Source organism: Streptomyces sp. NPDC001544 (assembly GCF_042894285.1).
Lineage (GTDB): Bacteria > Actinomycetota > Actinomycetes > Streptomycetales > Streptomycetaceae > Streptomyces.
In genome coordinates this window covers 188,070-207,674 of record NZ_JBIAVN010000005.1, presented here as the reverse complement: position 1 = coordinate 207,674, position 19,605 = coordinate 188,070, and the positions used below count along the sequence as shown (strand labels likewise).

Annotated in this window: 15 protein-coding genes; 4 read left to right on the top strand and 11 right to left on the bottom strand. The window is 72.9% G+C overall.

Annotated elements, in window-relative coordinates; all coding sequences use genetic code 11:
* Positions 1-2 precede the first annotated feature (2 nt).
* Both sthA and ACFY0F_RS16055 read right to left on the bottom strand, forming a co-directional pair.
* Positions 3-1,391, bottom strand: coding sequence for a Si-specific NAD(P)(+) transhydrogenase (gene sthA / locus ACFY0F_RS16060; RefSeq protein ID WP_388794068.1), 1,389 nt, complete (start codon positions 1,389-1,391; stop codon positions 3-5).
* Between the two features lie 161 nt (positions 1,392-1,552).
* Positions 1,553-1,759, bottom strand: coding sequence for a hypothetical protein (locus ACFY0F_RS16055; RefSeq protein ID WP_388793585.1), 207 nt, complete (start codon positions 1,757-1,759; stop codon positions 1,553-1,555).
* Positions 1,760-1,983: 224 nt separating this feature from the next.
* Between ACFY0F_RS16055 and ACFY0F_RS16050 the strand changes: the two genes are divergently transcribed.
* The 3 genes from ACFY0F_RS16050 to ACFY0F_RS16040 all read left to right on the top strand — a co-directional run bounded on the left by ACFY0F_RS16050 (position 1,984) and on the right by ACFY0F_RS16040 (position 5,829).
* The gene (locus tag ACFY0F_RS16050; RefSeq protein ID WP_388793583.1) at positions 1,984-3,828 is read left to right on the top strand and encodes a glycoside hydrolase family 15 protein; all 1,845 of its coding nucleotides are present in this window, start codon (positions 1,984-1,986) and stop codon (positions 3,826-3,828) included.
* Between the two features lie 153 nt (positions 3,829-3,981).
* Positions 3,982-5,496 carry an FG-GAP repeat protein gene (locus tag ACFY0F_RS16045; protein ID WP_388793581.1) on the top strand — a complete coding sequence of 505 codons (1,515 nt, stop codon included), beginning with the start codon at positions 3,982-3,984 and terminating at the stop codon, positions 5,494-5,496.
* 96 nt (positions 5,497-5,592) lie between these two features.
* Complete coding sequence (locus ACFY0F_RS16040; protein ID WP_388793579.1) at positions 5,593-5,829, top strand: hypothetical protein; 237 nt, start codon at positions 5,593-5,595, stop codon at positions 5,827-5,829.
* 15 nt (positions 5,830-5,844) lie between these two features.
* On the opposite strand, the gene ACFY0F_RS16035 is transcribed toward ACFY0F_RS16040, so the two are convergent.
* The 8 genes from ACFY0F_RS16035 to ACFY0F_RS16000 all read right to left on the bottom strand — a co-directional run bounded on the left by ACFY0F_RS16035 (position 5,845) and on the right by ACFY0F_RS16000 (position 17,629).
* Complete coding sequence (locus ACFY0F_RS16035; protein WP_388793577.1) at positions 5,845-7,164, bottom strand: hypothetical protein; 1,320 nt, start codon at positions 7,162-7,164, stop codon at positions 5,845-5,847.
* A 59-nt stretch (positions 7,165-7,223) separates the two neighbouring features.
* A complete protein-coding gene (locus ACFY0F_RS16030) occupies positions 7,224-9,959 on the bottom strand; it encodes a SpoIIE family protein phosphatase (RefSeq protein WP_388793575.1) in 2,736 nt (911 codons plus the stop codon).
* Positions 9,960-10,058: 99 nt separating this feature from the next.
* A complete protein-coding gene (locus tag ACFY0F_RS16025) occupies positions 10,059-12,557 on the bottom strand; it encodes a SpoIIE family protein phosphatase (protein WP_388793573.1) in 2,499 nt (832 codons plus the stop codon).
* A 113-nt stretch (positions 12,558-12,670) separates the two neighbouring features.
* Positions 12,671-13,348 carry a 2-phosphosulfolactate phosphatase gene (locus ACFY0F_RS16020; RefSeq protein WP_388793571.1) on the bottom strand — a complete coding sequence of 226 codons (678 nt, stop codon included), beginning with the start codon at positions 13,346-13,348 and terminating at the stop codon, positions 12,671-12,673.
* 44 nt (positions 13,349-13,392) lie between these two features.
* The gene (locus tag ACFY0F_RS16015; RefSeq protein ID WP_388793569.1) at positions 13,393-13,680 is read right to left on the bottom strand and encodes a YkvA family protein; all 288 of its coding nucleotides are present in this window, start codon (positions 13,678-13,680) and stop codon (positions 13,393-13,395) included.
* A 90-nt stretch (positions 13,681-13,770) separates the two neighbouring features.
* On the bottom strand, positions 13,771-14,949 hold the full coding sequence (locus tag ACFY0F_RS16010; protein ID WP_388793567.1) for a hypothetical protein: 1,179 nt from the start codon (positions 14,947-14,949) through the stop codon (positions 13,771-13,773).
* A gap of 253 nt (positions 14,950-15,202) precedes the next feature.
* On the bottom strand, positions 15,203-16,168 hold the full coding sequence (locus ACFY0F_RS16005) for a DUF1152 domain-containing protein (RefSeq protein ID WP_388793565.1): 966 nt from the start codon (positions 16,166-16,168) through the stop codon (positions 15,203-15,205).
* Positions 16,169-16,264: 96 nt separating this feature from the next.
* A complete protein-coding gene (locus tag ACFY0F_RS16000) occupies positions 16,265-17,629 on the bottom strand; it encodes an FAD-dependent oxidoreductase (protein ID WP_388793563.1) in 1,365 nt (454 codons plus the stop codon).
* Between the two features lie 122 nt (positions 17,630-17,751).
* Here ACFY0F_RS16000 and ACFY0F_RS15995 point away from each other — a divergent pair, with 122 nt between their 5' ends.
* Positions 17,752-18,822 carry an NAD-dependent epimerase/dehydratase family protein gene (locus ACFY0F_RS15995; RefSeq protein ID WP_388793561.1) on the top strand — a complete coding sequence of 357 codons (1,071 nt, stop codon included), beginning with the start codon at positions 17,752-17,754 and terminating at the stop codon, positions 18,820-18,822.
* On the opposite strand, the gene ACFY0F_RS15990 is transcribed toward ACFY0F_RS15995, so the two are convergent.
* On the bottom strand, positions 18,798-19,605 hold an 808-nt coding region (locus ACFY0F_RS15990), incomplete at its 5' end, for an NlpC/P60 family protein (RefSeq protein WP_388793559.1). The genes ACFY0F_RS15995 and ACFY0F_RS15990 overlap by 25 nt on opposite strands.

The window sequence follows — 19,605 nt, the reverse complement described above, 5'->3', positions numbered from 1 at the left end:
GGTCAGTCTCCCAGGTGGTCTATCTGCCGCAGCTTGTTCGTGGCGTCCAGGGCGGCCACCTTGTACGACTCCGCGAGCGTCGGGTAGTTGAACACCGCGTCGACGAGGTAGTCCACCGTGCCTCCGCAGCCCATCACGGACTGGCCGATGTGGATCAGTTCGGTGGCCCCCGAGCCGAAGCAGTGCACACCGAGCAGTGTGCGGTCCTCGGGGGAGACCAGCAGTTTGAGCATGCCGTGGGAGTCGCCGATGATCTGACCGCGGGCCAGTTCCCGGTAGCGGGCGATGCCCACCTCGAACGGCACGCTGTCGGTGGTGAGTTGGTCCTCCGTCCGGCCGACGAAGCTGATCTCGGGGATGGTGTAGATGCCGATGGGCTGCAGGTTGTGCATACGGCCCACCGGCTCGCCGAAGGCGTGGTGGGCGGCCGCCCGGCCCTGCTCCATCGAGGTCGCGGCCAGCGCCGGGAAGCCGATCACATCACCGACGGCGTAGATGTGGGGCACCCCGGTGCGGTAGCGCTCGTCCACCGTGATCCGGCCACGCGCGTCCGCCGACAGCCCGGCCTTGCCCAGGTCGAGCCCGTCGGTGACGCCCTGACGGCCCGCTGAGTACATCACCACGTCCGCGGGGATCTTCTTGCCGCTCTCCAGGACGGTCAGCGCGCCGCGCGGATGGCGTTCCACCGCGGCGACGGTCTCCCCGAACCGGAAGGTGACGGCCAGGTCCCGCAGGTGGTACTTCAGCGACTCGACGACCTCCACGTCGCACAGGTCCAGCATCCCCGGGCGTTTCTCGACCACCGTCACCCGGCTGCCCAGAGCGGCGAACATGGAGGCGTACTCCATCCCGATCACCCCGGCGCCCACGATGACCATGGAGCGCGGCACCCGCTCCAGCGTGAGCACGTTGTCCGAGTCCAGGATCGTCCGCCCGTCGAACTCGACGCTGTCCGGCCGGGCGGGCCGGGTCCCGGTGGCTATCACGATGTGCTCCGCGCTCAGCAGCCGCTCGTGGCCGGTCACCTCGCGCAGGGCGACGGTGTGCGGGTCGACGAAACGGGCGGTTCCGGCGTGCAGGGCGACATGGTTGCGGGAGAGCTGGCTGCGGATGACGTCGATCTCCCGGCCGACCACGTGCTGGGTGCGCGCGATCAGGTCCGCGACGGTGATGTCCTCCTTCAAGCGGTAGCTCTGCCCGTACAGATCACGCTGGGTGAGGCCGGTGAGGTAGAGCACCGCCTCGCGCAGCGTCTTGGAGGGGATGGTTCCGGTGTGGAGGGAGACCCCGCCGACCATGTCGGGGCGGTCGACGACCGCGACGCGGCGGCCCAGCTTGGCCGCGGCGATGGCGGCCTTCTGGCCGCCGGGTCCGGATCCGATGACAAGCATGTCGAAGTCGAAGTCGGGCACCCCCGGAGTCTGACAGCCCACGGGCTCGCAGCGGAAGTGCGAACGGCGCACCACCGCCCGTAGCGGCTGCCGGCCCGCCCGGCGGGCACCCCGACCCCGCCAGCGCGGGGGGCACCACCACCCCCGCCGCGGACCACACCTCAGGGCAGCAGCTTCTCCATGGCGGCCGGGCCCTCGGCCGCCAGCTTGCGCTGGGCCCACTCGAGGTTCGCCGGGGTGACGTCCCGGCCCGTCGCCAGCACCAGGTCCTCCGGCGTGACCTGGCCGCCGGACCCGGTGTGGAGCAGTGAGTCCGGGGTGCGCAGGTCGTCGGACGACCGGGACGTTTCGGGTTCTGACGTCGACATGATGCCTCCTCCTCGGGCCCGTACGGCCCCTGCCGCGGGACCGGGTCCCACTCTCACGATTCACCGCTTGGCCGCGCCCTGCATCCGGAAGGGGGACGGGGCCCGGTGACTGCGCTGACGAGGTACCTGGACCCGGCGGAAGGAAACCCCGCGACCCCGGCGTGATCCACAAGACACCCCCTAAGCTGGAACCAGCCCGTTCGCCCGCAGCCGGGAGGCCGCACATGGCCGAGACGCAGCTTTCGCAGGACACACCCTGGCGCACACGCCCCCTGCCGATCGCCGAGCACGGGCTGATCGGCGATCTGCGCAGCGTGGCCCTGGTCGGCAGCGACGGCACCATCGACTGGTACTGCTGCCCGGCCTTCGACGCCCCCAGCGTGTTCGCGGCGATCCTCGACAGCGAGCGCGGCGGGGCCTTCGAACTCGCGGCGGCCGTGCCGGCCCGGACCAAGCAGTTCTACTTCCCCGACACCAACGTGCTGATCACCCGGTTCTTCACGGAGGACGGCGTCGGCGAGGTGCAGGACTTCATGCCCGTGAGCGGAGAGTCCACGGAGCCGTCCGAGGCCGGCCGGCACCGGCTGATCCGCCGTGTCCTGTGCGTCCGCGGCACCGTACCCTTCCGGGCCCGGGTCGCCCCGCGCTTCGACTACGGCGCCGCGCCGCACGCGCTGAGCGTGCTGGGCGACACCGCCCTCTTCGAGTCCCCGGACATGTCCCTGGGGCTGACCGCGACCGTGCCCCTGGAGAGCGACGGCGTGGACGCGTGCGCCGACTTCAAGCTCGCGGAGGGGGAGACCGCGGTGTTCGCCCTGGACCAGGTCGGCGACCAGGTGGCACCGCGCGGCTGCGCCCGCGCCGAGGCCGAACGCCAGTTCGCCGCCACGGTCGCCTACTGGCGGCGCTGGCTGTCCCAGTCCCGCTACCGCGGCCGCTGGCGCGAGATGGTCCACCGCTCCGCGCTCACCCTGAAGCTGCTCACCTACGCGCCGACCGGCGCGATCGTGGCCGCGCCCACCACCAGCCTCCCCGAGCGGATCGGCGGCGAGCGCAACTGGGACTACCGCTACGTGTGGGTCCGCGACGCCGCCTTCTGCGTGTACGCCCTGCTGCGGCTGGGCTTCTCCGGCGAGGCCTCGGCGTTCATGCGGTTCCTGACCACCCACATCAGCCCCGGAGACGGCGGCGGGTCCGGCCCGCTGCAGATCATGTACGGCATCGACGGCCGCACCGACCTGCCCGAACGCGAACTGCGTCATCTGTCCGGCCACCAGGGCTCCGCCCCGGTCCGGGTCGGCAACGCCGCCGCCGACCAGCTCCAGCTCGACATCTACGGCGCCCTCATCGACTCCATCTACCTGTACGACAAGTGGGCGCAGCCCATCTCCAGCGACCAGTGGGACGACGTCTGCCACCTCGTCGACTGGGTCTGCGACCACTGGGACCAGCCCGACGAAGGGGTCTGGGAGACCCGCGGCGGACGCCAGAACTTCCTCTACTCCCGCCTGATGTGCTGGGTGGCCATCGAGCGGGCCATCCGGCTGGCGACCCGGCGCGGCCTGCCCGCCGACCACCGCCGCTGGCGGCAGAGCCGGGACACCATCTACCGGCGGATCATGGACCGCGGCTGGTCGCCGCGGCGCCGCGCCTTCGTCCAGCACGAGGGCGACGACGTCCTGGACGCCTCCGTGCTGATGATGCCACTGGCCAAGTTCATCGCCCCCACCGACCCCAAGTGGCTGTCCACCCTGGACGCCCTGACCGAGGAACTGGTCTCCGACTCCCTCGTGTACCGCTACGACCCGCAGGCCAGCCCCGACGGGGTGCGCGGTGAGGAGGGCACCTTCTCGATCTGCTCCTTCTGGTACGTCGAGGCCCTGGTGCGCGCCGGCCGGCTGGAGGAGGCACGCCTGGCGTTCGAGAAGATGCTCACCTACGCCAACCACCTCGGCCTGTACGCCGAGGAGATCGGCCGTACCGGCGAGCAACAGGGAAACTTCCCGCAGGCGTTCACCCATCTGTCCCTGATCAGCGCCGCCTTCAACCTGGACCGCGCGCTCGGCTGAACCGCGGACGGTCACGCTCCGGGCAATGTCTGTCACCGGAGCGTAACAGCCGTGCACGGCACCACAACTCCCCCCGGGCGTCCCGTGTCGAACAGGACGTCGGCCATCAAATGGGATCCGACGGGACGTCAACCCACCCTGGGGGAACGGGACATGACCCGAAGTGCACGCACGACCCGCCGCACCGCGGTCTCCGCCGCGGCCACGGCCGCCTCCTTCCTGCTGCTGGCCGGTGCCGGCATCCTGGCCGCACCGTCCGCGTTCGCGGGCGTTCCCGGCGGCACCAGCGCCGCCGACCGCAACAGTGACTTCAACGGCGACGGCTACACCGACGTCCTCACCGGCGTCCCCGAGGGCACCGTCGACGGCAAGAAGGGCGCCGGATACGTCACCGTCCAGTACGGCGCCCCGAACGGCATCGGCACCAACAGGACGGTGCCCAAGGGCCGCACCGCGGTCATCAGCCAGTCCACCAAAGGCGTGCCCGGCACCTCGGAGGCCTGGGACGACTTCGGTCAGGCGGTCGCCACCGGAGACCTGGACGGCGACGGCTACGACGACGCGGTCATCGGCGCGCCCGGCGAGGACGTCGGCGGCGTCGCCGACGCCGGCCGGGTGACCGTCCTGTACGGCTCCAAGGCCGGCCTGGGCGCCGAACGCACCGCCACCGTCACCGCTGCCAGGCCCGCCGCCGGGGCCCGGTTCGGTCTGGCGGTCGCCGCCGCCCGGTTCACCGGGGACACCGACGCGGACCAACTCGTCGCCGTCGACCAGAAGGTGGGCCTGACCGCCTTCACCTACCACGCGGGCGTCCTGCGGCGCGTCGGCGCACCGCACTCCACCGGCCACCGGCTGCAGCCCCTGTACGTGACCACCGGCGACTACGACCGCGACGGCTTCGCCGACCTGGTCGTCTCCGGGTACAGCCCCGACGACGACTACAGCCGGGGCTGGTCGGCGTACTACGCGGGCGGCCCCGAAGGCCTGCGCTACCGGCGTGACCTGCACGGCGGCCTGGGCACGGCCTCCGGCGACATCAACCACGACGGGTACGACGACCTCGTCGTCGGCCAGGTCGGCGGCGTCGAGGGGTCCTCCGGGCGCGCGGACGCGCCGGGCGGTCTGGTCGGCGTCTACTACGGCGGCGAGCACGGGCCGGCGGGCACCCAGGGCCCCGGAACCTCCCCGCAGTGGTGGTCGCAGAACTCCCCGGGCGTGCCCGGCACCGCCGAGCAGGGCGACGCCTGGGGCGCCGACCTGTCCGTGGCCGACGTGAACGGCGACGGCTGTGCGGACGTGGCCGTCGGCGCGCCCGGCGAGGACGTGGGCACGGTCGCCGACGCGGGCGCGGTGTGGCTGCTGCGCGGCACCGCGAAGGGCCTGACCGGGACCGGCGCCCAGTCCTTCGACCAGAACACCCGCGGGATCCCCGGCACGGCCGAGATGGACGACGGCTGGGGCGCCCAGGTGCGGCTCGTGGACACCGACGGCGACGGCCGCGCCGAACTGCTCGCCTCGGCGCCCGGTGAGAACGCCGGGAACGGCGCGGTGTGGCTGCTGCCCGCGAGCGGTCGCGGCCTGCTCGCCGACGGATCGTGGGTGTACGGCGCCTCCGCCCTCGGCGGGAACGGGTACGGCGCCCGTTTCGGTGCGGTGATCGATGAATAGTCCCACATGGGGCGGTGTTGTCCGCCGACCGCATGGGTACTCGGTGGCCTGTCGGAAAGCACAGCGACGCTGGGTCAGGAGATGGAGGCAGTTCCTATGACCAGCAGCACCGAGACCGGCGACGTCACCGGTACCCGGGACAAGGACTACAACCTGGTCTGGTACGTCGAGGCGTGTCTGAGCAACGCTCTCCGCCTCGAGCAGTACATCCAGGACGCGGAACGCGACAAGGACCAGGAGGTCGTCGACCTGTTCCGCAAGGCGCAGGCGGACAGCCGCAAGGGAGCCGAGCTGGGCAAGCAGCTCTTGCGCTCGCGGCTGAACGGCAGCTGACGCACACTCCGCGGCTCAGGCGAAACGGGAACTGGCCACCGGTCCGGCAGAGGGAAGGCGGGCCCGGTCCCCGCGCAGCCAGGTGCCGCGCACGGCCGTGACGAAGGCGGCGAACGCCTCGTCACGGTCCGCCGGACCCGAGCCGTCGCCCTCGTCGGCGGCCGGGTCCGCTCGTGTGATCTCCTCGGCGATCTCCGCCTCCGGCCGGTCGTCGGCCGGGCCCCGCTCGACGCCCCCGTCGGCTCCCACCCGCATCTGCTCACCCCACGGCGCCACCACGGACTGGTGCAGCAGGGTGACGCTGTCGGCCGTGACGGCGGGGGCGTCGGTCCAGCAGCTCGCGTGCTCGTGGAGGACCTGCCCGTCGGCGCGCTCGAAGAGCTGCCCGATCACCTCGGGCCCGTCGTCCTCGCGGGCGAGCTCGTTCAGGTCGTACGCCACGACGACGGTGTCCTCGCGCCCGGCGGCGAAGGGCTCCGCCGGAAGATCCAGCACCTTGGCGGCGGCCAGACCCAGGATCCGGGAACCCCGGTCGGGCAGCAGCGACACCGACCGCGGCCGCACCTCGGCGGCGCTCAGCAGCGTCCGCAGCCGCAGCAGCCCCCGCAGGCACTGCCCCGGGGTGTCCTGGAGAAACGCGTACCGGCCCGCCATCCCCGCGTCGAAGCCGAACGGGGAGAGGGTGCCGAGCACGGTGCCACCGATGACGTACTGCCAACCGCGCAGGTCCGACAGGTCCAGCGGGCCGCACCGCTGCGCCGCCGCGGCCCGCTCCAGCATGCGGTTCTGCCGGTCCCGGGCCGGCTGCCACATGGCGTCCTCCGGATCCGGCAGCAGGGCGTGCTGCCGCCGGGCCAGGGCCAGATCGCCCGACATGACGGCGTTGAAGACCAGCAGGTAACGGTCGGGCCAGTCGGTGAACTCCGCCTCGTGCCGGGCCAGTTCCCCGGCCGCCTCGCGATGCCGGCCCTCCCGCTCGTAGGCCGACACCAGCTCCCGTACGACCGTCAGCCGACCCGGGTTGGTGCGCAGTACCTCGCGCAGGGCGGGGATCGCCAGGAAGGACAGGTCCCGTTCCACGCAGGCGTACCCGAAGTCGAAGAGTGCCTGCGCGTGGTCGGGGCGGGCCGCCAGAGCGAGGGACGCCTGCTCCAGGTCGTCGAAGCCGACGGCCTTCGCCGCCCGTCCGACCACCGGGGCCACCTCACCGGGCGGCAGCTCCTGCGCGGCGGCCCGGAGCAGCCGTATGGCAGCGGGTATGTCTCCGGAGTCCAGGCGCTCCCAGGCCTCGCTGAGTTCCGGGGACTTCGGAGGGCGATTCCTGCGCGAGAACATGGCGGAGATCATCGCCCGTCAACTGGCAGGTGTTCAAACGCATTTCGCCGAGACAGGTCTCACGGCGTCGCCTGCTCCGCCCAGATGATCTTGCCGGTGGGGGTGTAGCGGGTGCCCCAGCGCTCGGCCAGCTGCGCGACGAGGAACAGGCCGCGACCGCCCTCGTCGGTGGTCGCCGCGTACCGCAGATGCGGTGAGGTGGTGCTGCCGTCGGACACCTCGCAGATCAGCGTCCGGTCACGCAGCAGCCGTACGCCGATGGGCCCGCGGCCGTACCGGATGGCATTGGTGACCAGCTCGCTCAGGATCAGCTCCGTGGTGAACGCCAGGTCTTCCAGTGCCCACTCGGCCAACTGACGGGTCACCGCGGCCCGTACCTCGGAGACGGCCGCCGGTTCGGACGGCACCTGCCACTCGGCGACCCGGTCGGCGTCCAGGGTGCGGGTGCGGGCGACGATCAGGGCGACGTCGTCGCTCGGCCGGGCGGGCAGCCGGTCCAGTACCGCACGGCAGGTCTCCTCGGGAGAGTCCCCGGCCCGCTTCAGGGCGTCCCGCAGCAGCTCAAGGCCCTCGTCGATGTCCCGTTCCCGGTCCTCGACCAGGCCGTCCGTGTACAGCACCAGCCGGCTGCCCTCCGGCAGTTCCAGCTCGGCCGTCTCGAAGGGCAGTCCGCCCAGGCCCAGCGGCGGCCCGGCGGGCACTTCGAGGAAGTCGACACTCCCGTCGGGCCGGACCAGCGCGGGCGGGGGATGACCGGCCCGGGCGACGGCGCAGCGGCGCGAGACCGGGTCGTACACCGCGTACAGGCAGGTCGCCCCGGTGACCACCGCGGCGCCGTCCGCCGGCGTCTCGTCCTGGTCGATCCGGCCGACCAGCTCGTCCAGCAGGGCCAGCAGCTCGTCGGGCGGCAGGTCCAGCGCGGAGAAGTTGTGCACGGCCGTGCGCAACCGCCCCATGGTGGCCGCCGCGTGCAGCCCGTGCCCCACCACGTCCCCCACCACCAGCGCCACCCGGGCCCCGGACAGCGGCAGTACGTCGAACCAGTCGCCCCCCACCCCCGCCTGCGCGGGCAGGTAGCGGTAGGCGATCTCCAGGGCGCCCTGTTCGGGCAGGGAGCGGGGCAGCAGGCTGCGCTGCAGGGCGACCGCCATGCCGTGCTCACGTGTGTAGCGGCGCGCGTTGTCGATGGACACCGCGGCACGGGCCACCAGCTCCTCGGCGAGCGCCACCTCCTCGGCGTCGAACGGCTCGGGCTTCTCGGACCGCCAGAAGTTCGCCACGCCCAGCACCAGGCTGCCCGCCCGCAGCGGCACGGTGACCAGCGCGTGGATGCCGTACTCCACGACCTGCTCGGTGCGTTCCAGATCCTGCGCCAGCCAGCCCTGGGCCTCCTTGAGCCGGGGTTCCACGACCGACCGGCCGGCGGCCAGACTGCGGGCCTGCGGGGAGGTCGGCACGAACCGGATGCGCCGGCCCACCGGATACAGCGGGGCGTCCTCGCGGATGCCGCTGCACGCCGTGCGGCGCAGAGCGGTCCCCGGCTGCGGGTCCGCACCCTCGATCACGGCGTCGAACAGGTCGACGGTGGCGAAGTCCGCGAACCGGGGCACGGCCAGCTCCGCGAGCTCCTCCGCGGTGCGGGTCACATCCAGGCTGGTGCCGATGCCGACCCCGGCGTCGTACAGCATGTCCAGGCGTTCGCGGGCCACCTCCGCACGGCCCGACAGGGCGCGCAGCTCCGTGGAGTCGCGCAGCGTGGTCACACTGCCCGGCGGGCCGCCCCTGAGGTCGGTCGGCCGCTGGTTGATCGCCAGCAACCGGTCCTTGACCAGGTGCACCTCGTCGGTGGCGACCCGGCCGGAGGCGAGCAGCCCGGCGGTGGCCGCGTCGAGGCCGAGCTCCAGCACATGGCGGCGTTCGGCGTCCTCGGGCAGATCGAGGAGGCGGTGCGCCTCGTCGTTGGCGAGCAGCAGCCGGCCCTCGCCGCTGACGATGAGGACGCCCTCCCGGACGGCGTGCAGCACCGCGTCGTGGTGCTCGTACATCCGCGTCATCTCGTACGGGCCGAGACCGTGCGTCTGCCGCAGCAGCCGTCGGCTCACCAGGGCCGTCCCCGCGGTCGCCAGGGCCAGCGCCGCCGCGGCGGCGGCCAGCAGCAGCGGCAGCTGCTGGTCCGCGGCGCCGCCGACGTGCGCCGTGGTGATGCCGGAGGACACCAGACCGACCACGGTGCCGTCGGGAGCCCGGACCGGGACCACGACCTGCACCAGCGGCCCGATGGTGCCGTTGACGTGCTCGACCACCGTGTGCCCGGCCAACGCGGGCGCGATCGTCCCGACGAACTTCTTGCCGATGCGGTCCGGTCTGGGATGGGTGTAACGGATCCCGTCCTTGTTCATCACGACGATGAAGTCCACCCGGCCGGCCTTGCGGGCGGCCTCCGCCCTCGGCTGGAGCACAGCCGTCGGGTCCTTGCCGCGCAGGGCCGCCACCGTGCCCGGCGCGTTGGCGAACGTCTCGGCGACGGCCAGGGAACGGTTCTCGGCCTCGATGTCGCTGTCGTGCCGGACCTGCAGGACCTGCGCCACCACCGCGGAGACCACCAGCAGCAGCACGATCACCACTTGGAACACGAAAACCTGACCGGCGACACTGCGTCCGCTCAGCGCCGAACGCAGCCCGCCGGTCCGTTTTCGGCGCGGTCCGGTGCCGTCCTGCCGCGGTGGGAGCGGTGCCTGCGGATCTCCGGACCGACGAACCTGCCGGAGCGCGGTCCGGCCCAACAGTCGGACCATGCCCCATGTCTACACTGCCCGGCTTCCAGAGGCGAGGGGCTGGGGGATACGGGAGGGCCGCCGCCGTGGGACACGTGCCGGGGCACGGGTGGACCGCGGTCACCGCGGGCGCACCGCTGCCGTCCGCCGGGTCGCCAGCAGCAGCGCGACGTCGTCCGGGCGGTCGGTGGCGTGCCGGGCCGTCGAGGTGAGGCGGTCCGCCACCCCGGACAGGGAACGGCCACCGCGGCGCCCGGCGGCGGCACCCGCCCGGGCCAGGGCCACACGCAGCGCGCCGATCCCGGCGTCGATGTCCGTACCGGGCCGCTCGACGAGCCCGTCCGTGTACAGGGCGAGGATCGCGTCGGGCTCCAGGGTCAGCTCCGCCACCGGATACTGAGCGCGCGGGTCGACGCCCAGGACGACACCGCCGGGAAGGTCGAGGACGCGGGTGCGCCCGTCGGGGGAGCGCAGCAGCGGCGGCGGATGCCCGGCACGGGCCACCCGGGCCGCCCCGGTGGCGGGGTCGAGGCGCAGATAGCAGCAGCTGGCGAACTGCCCGGGGTCGAGGTCGATGAGCAGGCGGTTCGTGCCGCTCATCACCTCGTCGGGCGGCCGGTCCCCGAGTGCGAAGGCGCGCACCGCGCTGCGCAGCTGCCCCATGGTCGCCGCCGCCTGCACCCCGTGCCCCTGGACGTCCCCGATGACCAGCGCCAGCCCGTCCCCGGCCTCCACGACGTCGTACCAGTCGCCGCCGACGTCCATGCCCTGGGTGCCGGGCAGATACCGTCCGGCGGTCTCCACCCGCGGATGCGCCGACAGCCGCCGGGGCAGCAGCGCCTGCTGCAGTCCCCGGGCGAGCGCCGCCTCGGAGTCGTAGCGCTGCGCCTTCTCCAGAGCGTGTGCGATCGGTCCGGCGAGCGCGGTGAGGACGGTGCGTTCCTCGGTGCTGAAGCCGCGGTTGCGCTCGAAACCCAGGATGCAGGAGCCGACCGGGCGCCCCGATGCGATCAGCGGCAGGAAGGCGCGGGCGCCCTCCGTCGCGTCCAGCGGGATGCCCGGGTAGCAGGCGTTGAGCTGTTGCATGGACTCGAAGAAGATCGGCCGGCCCGTGGTGAGAGTCTCCACACCGGGCAGGTGCGCGTCGAGGCCGACCCCGTCGAAGGGCGCGAGGAAGCCCTGCGGGAAGCCGGTCTCCCAGGCCAGGTACAGATGCCGCTCCTGCAGCAGGTAGATCGCCAGACGCCGGCCGCCGAAGGCGGGCAGCAGCTCCCGCATGACGACCTCGGACACCTGACGGGCGGTGACGGCGTCGGTCAGCGCGATGGCGAGGGCGATGGGCCGGTACAGCGGGGCGATGGAGGGGTCGACGGGGTCACCCTGCACGGGCTCGGCCGGTGGCAGGTCGACGTGGGTGTCCGCCGCCGGGTCCATCCGGTTCGCCGGGACGACGGTGCAGGTCAGCCCGTCCGGGTCGGGATGCAGGGACAGTGCGAGCCAGTCGCCGTCGCCGTCTCCGGGCCGCCGGACGTGGAAGTGCACGGGTTCCGGGGAGAGCAGGGCACCGCGGAGGTGATCCTCGTACGGCGGCCTGCTGAGCCACGGCAGGACGTCCCCGAAGGGACGCCCGAGCAGCCGCGCGCGCTCCTGGCCCAGCAGCCGGGCCGCGGCCGGATTGGCGTAACCGACGACGCCGAGCCGGTCGAGGCGCAACACGCCCTGGGGCAGCGGGTCGGCCGCCGCGTCCCCGGACGTGGCGGTGCCGGGTTCGAGCACCAGGCCCCGTACCGGGGACGTACCGGACGACTGCTCCGGCGCCCACAGTTCCAGCAGCCTCGGGGTGCCGTCGTCGGTCCGCACGTGCAGCGGCAGCGGGGGCGGTCTCCCGGCGGCCGTCTCGGCGAGCGCCGCCGTGATCCGGTGGGCGTCGGCCGGGGCCAGGGCCTGGGCGAGGGCCTCCCCGGTGCCGGTGAGCTCCCCGGCTCGTACGCCCAGCAGATCGTGCAGCCCGCCGTCCGCGGTCACCGCGGAGGTCGCCGGGTCCCAGGTGAACCGGCCGACGGGCCAGGGCACGGGCGCCGCCGAGTGCGGGCGTGCGCACAGTGGCTCCCCGTCCCAGACGACCGCGCCCTCGTCGCCGTCCGCGAGGAGCCGCAGCCCGGCGCCCAGGTCCTCGGCGAGCGGGACCAGGGCATCGGGGTCGGGTAGTTCGTCGGCCGCGTCGGTGGCCGCCGGCCGCAGCACGGTCAGCACCCCCATGGCCGACCTCGCACCCGGCACGGGCACGTAGAGCGATCCGAACTGGAACGGCAGACCGGCCGCGAGCTGAGGGTATCGGCGCACCGTCTCCGTGGCGTTCGCCAGCGCCACCTGGACGCCGAGCCGGTAGGCGTCGGCGACCGGAAAAGGCTGTTTCACATGCAGCTGCCACCACGGCTTGAACAGCGGTCCGGGCAGCCCCACCAGCACCGCGAGCCGGAGCAGTCCCGGTGTGGCGGAGGGCAGGTACACACCGCTCACCCGTCCGTCGGCGGTCGCGAGCGCCCGGTTCGAGGCGTCGACGAGCAACCGGGCCAGCCGTCCGCGGGCCCGGCCTGCGTGCTCCCCGCTCCCAGTCATCGCCCCTGCCTCGTCCGTGCACCGCCGGGTGGGTGACACAGCAAGAATGCGTCACGACGGCCGAGAATCGCACCTGGGCGGACGGTAAGAGCTGTGGTTCAGGGCGGCGCCGCTCACACCGTCCGGAGCACCAGCCGCCCCTCCTCCCGGCGGGCCGCCATGGCGAACCCGCAGGTGTCCACCTCGAGGCACAGCCCCACGTCCTCGGGATGGACGCCCGCCCAGCCGCGCCGGACCCCGTCCGCGAGACGGGCGGCGCCGCCGGAGTTCCGGGCGCGGGTGAGGTAGGGGGCCGGGTCGGCCGTGTCGCAGGTGGTGCGGGCCGCGATGTACTGGGCGCAGGCCAGGTCCTCCTCGGCCTCGCCGCCGTCGCCGGTGACGACGAAGGTGACCGCCGCGGACCGTTCGCGGCGCAGGAGCCTCGCGGTCGCTCCGGCCACGGCGAAACTGGCGCACAGCAGGAGCCGGGCGTCGGCGACGGCCAGCGCGCCGACGGTGCCGGCGGTGGTCTTCTGCACCACGGTGCGGCCCGCCACGTCGAGCGAGCGCAGGTGGGCTGGGGAGTTGGCCAGGTCGAAGCCGGGCTTCGGCTCGCCGTCCTGGAAGGCCAGCCAGCCGGGGTGGCGGGCCTTCAGTGCCAGCGCCTCCTCGGCGGTCTCGGCGAAGACGATGCGCTCGGCCCCTTGCCGGAAGGCCCCGGCGGCCACGGTGAACGCGCGCATCACATCGATGACGACGGCGACGTCGGGCGTCGCGGACAGACCGGAGACCCCGGTGAACGTGGGCTGCATCGCACCATGGTGGGCCGGGCCGGCCCGGCCAGGTCCGCGGGGCGTCAGGATTCGGCCTCGTCCGGTGGCAGCGGCCGGGCGGCCCGCATGCTGCGCAGGGCGAGGAGCAGGACGCCGATGTCGTCCAGGTACACGGGGTCGGGCAGCAGGTCGGTGGGAAGGACCAGATAGAGGACGGCGCCCCAGAACACCCAGCGCGATCCGGTGGGCAGACCGGCCCGGCGCAGGTCCCGCCGGGTGCGCACCAGCCGTACGAGGACGGCGAGAGCCGCCACCAGCAGGGCCGCCGCGACGACCGCGGCGACCACGAACCAGGTTGTGGTCCCGTCCATGAGGCCTCCTCCCGGCCCCCTCGGGCCTCCGCCAGGTCGGTTCCCTCTCGCTTTCCCCGTACCGCCCGCCCTATCGCCTCCCCGGACGGGTCACGACGTCCGGTCCGTGCCCTCCGCCCCGCCCTCGCGGGTGTCGTCGGCCGGGTGTGTGGCGGCCGGAGCGGGTGACGGCCGCAGCCCCATGGCGGTGATCTTGAGGCGTTCGAAGGTCCGGGTCAGCTGCTGCAGCGGGGACGCCGGCGGTTCGGCGGGCAGCTCGGCGGGCGGGGCGGGCGCGTCCCGGTAGGCGGCCAGTGCCTCGCCCGCGCGCTCCGCGGCCTCCCGGTAGAGGTCGCGGGACTTCGTCATGGCCTCGAGCGCCTCGGCGTACTTGGCGACGAGCTCCCTGTGGCGGGCGAGGTCCTCCTCGACGGTCAGCAGCGTCCACTTCTCCCGCAGACCGGCCAGCGCCTCTTCGGCGCCCTCGGGGAGCGGCCGGGGAAGAGTGGTGAAGCGGCGCAGTACGCCGATGAGTTCGGCCGGTTCCGAGCCGTCCAGGAAGACGCTGCGCACCGAGAAGTCCTTGCCGTCGTACCCGGGCGGGGCCGGCTGCGGCGGCAGGACCACCGCGCCGCCGCGCGGCACCTCGACGCCGAGGTCCTTCAGGGCGTAGTTGACGGCGCGCAGCTGATGCGGGGCGGCCCGGTGCTCCACGACCCGGTGCCGCAGCCCCGCCGGCAGCAGGCGGGCCAGCGGCAGCTTGCCGCGCTCGTCCGGGGTCATCGCCTCGTGCACCACGACGTTGACGCACCAGGACTCGCGCGCCGCGCTCCGCAGGACGCGCCGCATGTCCTTGTCGTCGGCGGGGAGCGGGTTGACGCGGCTCAGGCGCAGCTCCGGCACGGCGTGGTGATGGTCCCAGGCGGTGTCCGTACCGTCGGAGCCGTCCGGCCAGAACATCGTGGCGGGCGACGGCCACGCGTCGTCCCAGGGCCGCTCGGCCTCCGCGACGAGGGTCCACTCCCTGCCCTCCTCCCGGCTCTGCGGGGGCAGCAGGGTCAGGCGGGCCCGTACGGTCACCCCGCCCGGGGCCTGCCAGCGGGCTTCGAAGACCCGTCCGGGTGAGTCCTTGGGGTCCGGTGGTTCGGCGAAGTCGTCGAGCACCTCGTCCACCTTCAGCCGGCGCAGGGTACGGCGGAGGACGTCCTCGGCGATGGAACCGGTGTGGCGGCCCCGGGCCAGCCATACGGTGCGGGGGGTGGTGGCGCGGTCGGTGGCGGAGTTCGACATGGGCCAATCTGCGGAGGGGGACGGCGGGTGCCCTCCAGTATTGCGGCCGTTGGTCGGGGCGCCTCAGGCGGGGCCGCGTTTCACCGGGGCTCGTGTCGCACGCACGGGGTGTGCACGGCGCACTGCCGGGGTGGCGCTTCACACATACCGCTGAAATGTCCCCGGGCACGACAATGGGGCGCGGACGGGGCCCGCCCACCATCCGCTCAGGGGCGGACCCCGTCCGCCCGCCATGCCCGAGTCCGGCCCGGGTTCAGTGCGGGAACGCGCGGGGCGGACGCTGCTTCGGCAGTTCGTCCCGGAACCGTTCGATGACCGAGCTGATCTGCCGCATCAGCGCCGTGCCCTCAAGGCGGTCCAGGTAGAGGTTCCGGCGGGCGAGACCGGGCGCGTCCACACAGAAGTAGACCGCCATCAGCGGATTGACGAACAGCTCGCTGTTCCTGGTGCGTTCGGTGAAGCGCACGTCACCGAAGCCGCCGCGCACGGCGGCGGCGACGGACCCGTTGACGATGCTGGGGTGACTCGCGGTACGGCGCCGGGCGTGCTCCACGGCGTCGAGATAGAGGGCCCCCTCGCGGCTCTCCCGAGGCAGCGAGAAGGCCCCCAGATAGGCGCCGTCGCGCTCCAGCGCGGCGAGGTTCTCCAGCACCAGGGAGTGGTTGACGCCGTGGTAGGCGTCCACTCCGAAACCGAGACAGGCCACCAGCCGGTGCGGGACCTCCGTCAGCCCTCCCACCGCGGCCAGGCTGGCCATGTCCTCCTCCGGAGTGCCCAGCCCGTGCTCGTCACCGCGCATCAGGATGTCGGTGCCGCCGTCCACCAGAACCACGGCGTCCACCCCGCCCAGGTGGGCGAGGAGGCTGCGGTAGGCGGCTCGCAGCGGCTCGACGCCGGTGCGCGGGAAGGCGTACACCGTCGAGGGCAGCCCCTGTCCCTCCAGCCACTCGGCGAGCGTGCGCTCGGGGAAGTAGTCGCCGCGCAGCGCGGTGTCCGGCCGGACGGCGGCGACGTCCTGCTCGACCCACACGTCCAGGTCCAGGCCGTACAGGTCGGCGAAGGACAGGCTCGCCAGATGCACCTCGGCCCCGGCCTCGCGGAGCGCGAGGGCCAGGGGCAGGCCGGCGTACACGTCGAAGCCGCCGCCCGCACCGGCGACGAGCACCCGCCGCGCGTCGCGCAGGCGGGTGAACAAGGCGGGTTCACGCAGGGAGAGCATCGCAGGACGCTAACAGACCGTCCGGTCCGGCAGGCCGGCCTTTTTCGCGATGCTCCCCGCGGCCTCCGTGGCCCCCGCGGTCCTCGCCGCAGGGCTTTACGCCCCGCTCTCCCGCAGCATGTCCTCGCGCTCGACGATCTTCACGCGCTCCCGGCCCTGCGGCTCGCCCAGCGCCTTCTCGGCGGCGTCCAGGCGGTACCAGCCCTCCCAGGTGGTGAAGCGGACGTTCCGTTCGGCGAGGAAGGCGTCCACGGCCTCGGGGGCGGGGGAGGAGGGCGTGTGCAGCCGGGCGTTGGCGAAGTCGTCCAGGAGGTTGGCCACCGTCTCGTTGGCATCGCCCTTGGTGTGACCGATCAGGCCCACCGGGCCGCGCCGGATCCAGCCGGTGACGTACGTGGACTGCAGGTGCGCGCCGCTCTCCTCGATGACCCGGCCGCCCTCGTCCGGCACCGTGCCCGACTCCAGGTCCCACGGCAGCTTGGGCAGCTTCTCCGACAGGTAGCCGACGGCGCGGTAGACCGCGGTGACGTCCCAGTCCTTGAAGGTGCCCGTGCCCTTGACGTTGCCGGTGCCGTCCAGTTCGGTGCGCTCGGTGCGCAGGCCGACGACCCTGCCGTCCTCGCCGAGGATCTCGGACGGCGACTCGAAGAAGTGCAGGAACAGCTTGTGCGGCCGGTCGCCGACGTCGCGGATCGCCCAGTTCTCCAGCGTCTTGGCGACCATGTCGGCCTGCTTGTTCCCGCGCCGGGTCTCGATCGAGCCCTCGTCGTAGTCGATGTCCTCGGGGTCGACGATGACCTCGATGTTCGGGGAGTGGTCCAGTTCGCGCAGCTCCATCGGGCTGAACTTCGCCTGGGCCGGGCCGCGGCGGCCGAAGACGTGGATCTCCAGGGCCTTGTTGGCCTTCAGACCCTCGTACACGTTCGGCGGGATCTCGGTCACCAGCAGCTCGTCGGCGGTCTTGGCCAGGACGCGGGCCACGTCGAGGGCGACGTTGCCGACGCCGAGCACGGCGACCTTCTCGGCCTCGAGCGGCCAGGTGCGCGGCACGTCCGGGTGGCCGTCGTACCAGGACACGAAGTCCGCGGCGCCGTACGAGCCGTCGAGTTCGACACCGGGGATCGGCAGCTCTCGGTCGGCCATCGCGCCCGTGGAGAAGATCACCGCGTCGTAGAAGGCGCGCAGGTCGTCGAGGTTGATGTCGGCCGGGTAGTCGACGTTGCCGAACAGCCGGATCTGCGGCTTGTCGAGCACCTGGTGCAGGGCCGTGATGATGCCCTTGATACGCGGGTGGTCGGGGGCGACGCCGTAGCGGATCAGACCGAACGGGGCGGGCATCCGCTCGAAGAGGTCGATGGACACGCCGGGGTCGGCCGCCACCTCGGACTTGAGCAGGGCGTCGGCGGCGTAGATCCCGGCCGGGCCGGCTCCGACTATGGCTACCCGCAGCGGGCGCGGCATGATCAGCTTCCCTTCGAGCGATGAACAGGCGACTCGATCGGGAAGCCTAAACTAAGGTACGCCTAACTCAGTACACGGGTCCGTTCTATGAGCTCATAAACCGATCTTATGGGGTGGGTGGGATGGTGGATCCCGGTTCGACGACCGTCCTGGTGACCGGCGGCAGCGGGTTCGTCGGCAGCCATCTGGTGCGGCGGCTGCTGGAACGCGGCTACCGGGTGCACGCGACCGTGCGCCGGATCGCGCACCCGGCGAAGACGCGGCCGCTGTGGGAACTGCAGGAGGCCTTCCCCGGGCAACTGGCGCTGTTCGAGGCCGACCTGCTCGACGAGGGCTCCTTCGACGAGGCGATGCGCGGCTGTGCGGTCGTCTTCCACGTGGCGTCGCCGTTCCTCATGCCGGAGAAGATCAAGGACGGCCGCCGGGACGTCGTGGACCCGGCCGTGCGGGGCACCCGCAACGTGCTCGCGTCGGTGGAGCGCACGGGCTGCGTGCGGACGCTGGTGTTCACCTCCACGGTAGGCGCCGTATTCGGCGACTACGCGGACGTCCTCGCCATGGACGGCCGGGTGCTGTCGGAGAAGTACTTCAACACCACGAGCACGGTGGAGAACAACCCGTACCACTACGCGAAGACCGTCGCGGAGCGCACCGCCTGGGAGGCCGAACGGGCCCAGGACCGCTGGCGGATGGTGTCCGTCAACCCCGGCCTGATCCTCGGCCCCTCACTCACCCCCGCGTCCGAATCGGGAAGTCTCTTCCTGCTCGACGAACTGTTCAAGGGCTACTTCTGCTACGGCGCCCCCGACTTCAGCTTCACGACGGCGGACGTGCGGGACGTCGCCGACGCGCACATCCTCGCCGCGGAGAACCCGGCGGCGCAGGGCCGCTACATCGTCGCGGCCGAGACCATGACGTCCTTCCACGAGATGTCCCGCGTCATCCGCGCCCGCCATCCCCGCGACCTCCGTCTGCCCCGCACCGCGCTGCCGCACTGGCCGGTGCGCGTCCTGGGCCCGGCCTTCGGCCTCACCCAGGACTACATCCGCAGGCACCTCGGCATCCGCTTCCGCGTGGACAACAGCCGGAGCGTGCGCGAACTGGGTCTCACCTACCGGCCGGTCGAGGAGACCCTGCTCGACCACTACGAGAGCTGGCGCGACCGGTCTCACGCGGGCCGCATCACCCGCTGAATCGCCGCCTCCCCGGCGCCGTAGACCGACTCCTCGCGGATGTACGCGCCCTGACCCGGCGCGTGGATCATCATGCCGTTGCCGACGTACAGGCCGACGTGGCCGGCGTCGTCGAAGAAGAACACGAGGTCCCCGGGCTGCGCGTCACTCAGGGCCACCGGGGTGCCGGCGTCCGCCTGCTCCCGCGCGGAACGCGGCAGCGTCACGCCCGCGGACCGCCAGGCCGCCTGGGTCAGACTCGAGCAGTCGTAGGAGCCCGGCCCGGTCGCACCCCACACGCAGGGCCGCCCGATCTGCGCCCGGGCGAAGGCCAGCGCCTTCGCGGCCCTGCTCTCGAACGGGGCCGGGGCGGGTGCGGGTGCCGGGGCCGGTGAGGCGGGCGCGGGGGCGGGGGCGGGCGCCACGAGAGGGTTGACGGTGGCGAAGGCGCCGGAGTCGGTCACGGGGGGAGCGGCGGTGACCGTTCCAGCGCTCAGGAGCGGGTTGGGGACGCTGAAGGCACCCGTGCTGGGGGTGGGGGTGACCGTCGCGGTGTTGGTGAGGGGAGCGGGGGCGGTGACCGTTCCGGTGCTCGCCACCGGGTTGGGGACCGCGAAGGTGCCGGTGTTGGCGGCAGGGTTGGGGACGGCGAAGGCGCCGCTGTCGGTCACCGGGTTGGGGACGCTGAAGGGGCCGGTGTTCGCGACGGGGTTGGGGACGGCGAAGGCGCCGCTGTCGGTCACCGGGTTGGGGACGCTGAAGGGGCCGGTGTTCGCGACGGGGTTGGGGACGGCGAAGGCGCCG

Coding starts and splice junctions, on each gene's coding strand:
- sthA (WP_388794068.1), bottom strand. CDS start 1,391: ATGCTTGTCATCGGATCCGGACCCGGCGGCCAGAAGGCCGCCATCGCC.
- ACFY0F_RS16055 (WP_388793585.1), bottom strand. CDS start 1,759: ATGTCGACGTCAGAACCCGAAACGTCCCGGTCGTCCGACGACCTGCGC.
- ACFY0F_RS16050 (WP_388793583.1), top strand. CDS start 1,984: ATGGCCGAGACGCAGCTTTCGCAGGACACACCCTGGCGCACACGCCCC.
- ACFY0F_RS16045 (WP_388793581.1), top strand. CDS start 3,982: ATGACCCGAAGTGCACGCACGACCCGCCGCACCGCGGTCTCCGCCGCG.
- ACFY0F_RS16040 (WP_388793579.1), top strand. CDS start 5,593: ATGACCAGCAGCACCGAGACCGGCGACGTCACCGGTACCCGGGACAAG.
- ACFY0F_RS16035 (WP_388793577.1), bottom strand. CDS start 7,164: ATGTTCTCGCGCAGGAATCGCCCTCCGAAGTCCCCGGAACTCAGCGAG.
- ACFY0F_RS16030 (WP_388793575.1), bottom strand. CDS start 9,959: ATGGTCCGACTGTTGGGCCGGACCGCGCTCCGGCAGGTTCGTCGGTCC.
- ACFY0F_RS16025 (WP_388793573.1), bottom strand. CDS start 12,557: ATGACTGGGAGCGGGGAGCACGCAGGCCGGGCCCGCGGACGGCTGGCC.
- ACFY0F_RS16020 (WP_388793571.1), bottom strand. CDS start 13,348: ATGCAGCCCACGTTCACCGGGGTCTCCGGTCTGTCCGCGACGCCCGAC.
- ACFY0F_RS16015 (WP_388793569.1), bottom strand. CDS start 13,680: ATGGACGGGACCACAACCTGGTTCGTGGTCGCCGCGGTCGTCGCGGCG.
- ACFY0F_RS16010 (WP_388793567.1), bottom strand. CDS start 14,949: ATGTCGAACTCCGCCACCGACCGCGCCACCACCCCCCGCACCGTATGG.
- ACFY0F_RS16005 (WP_388793565.1), bottom strand. CDS start 16,168: ATGCTCTCCCTGCGTGAACCCGCCTTGTTCACCCGCCTGCGCGACGCG.
- ACFY0F_RS16000 (WP_388793563.1), bottom strand. CDS start 17,629: ATGCCGCGCCCGCTGCGGGTAGCCATAGTCGGAGCCGGCCCGGCCGGG.
- ACFY0F_RS15995 (WP_388793561.1), top strand. CDS start 17,752: ATGGTGGATCCCGGTTCGACGACCGTCCTGGTGACCGGCGGCAGCGGG.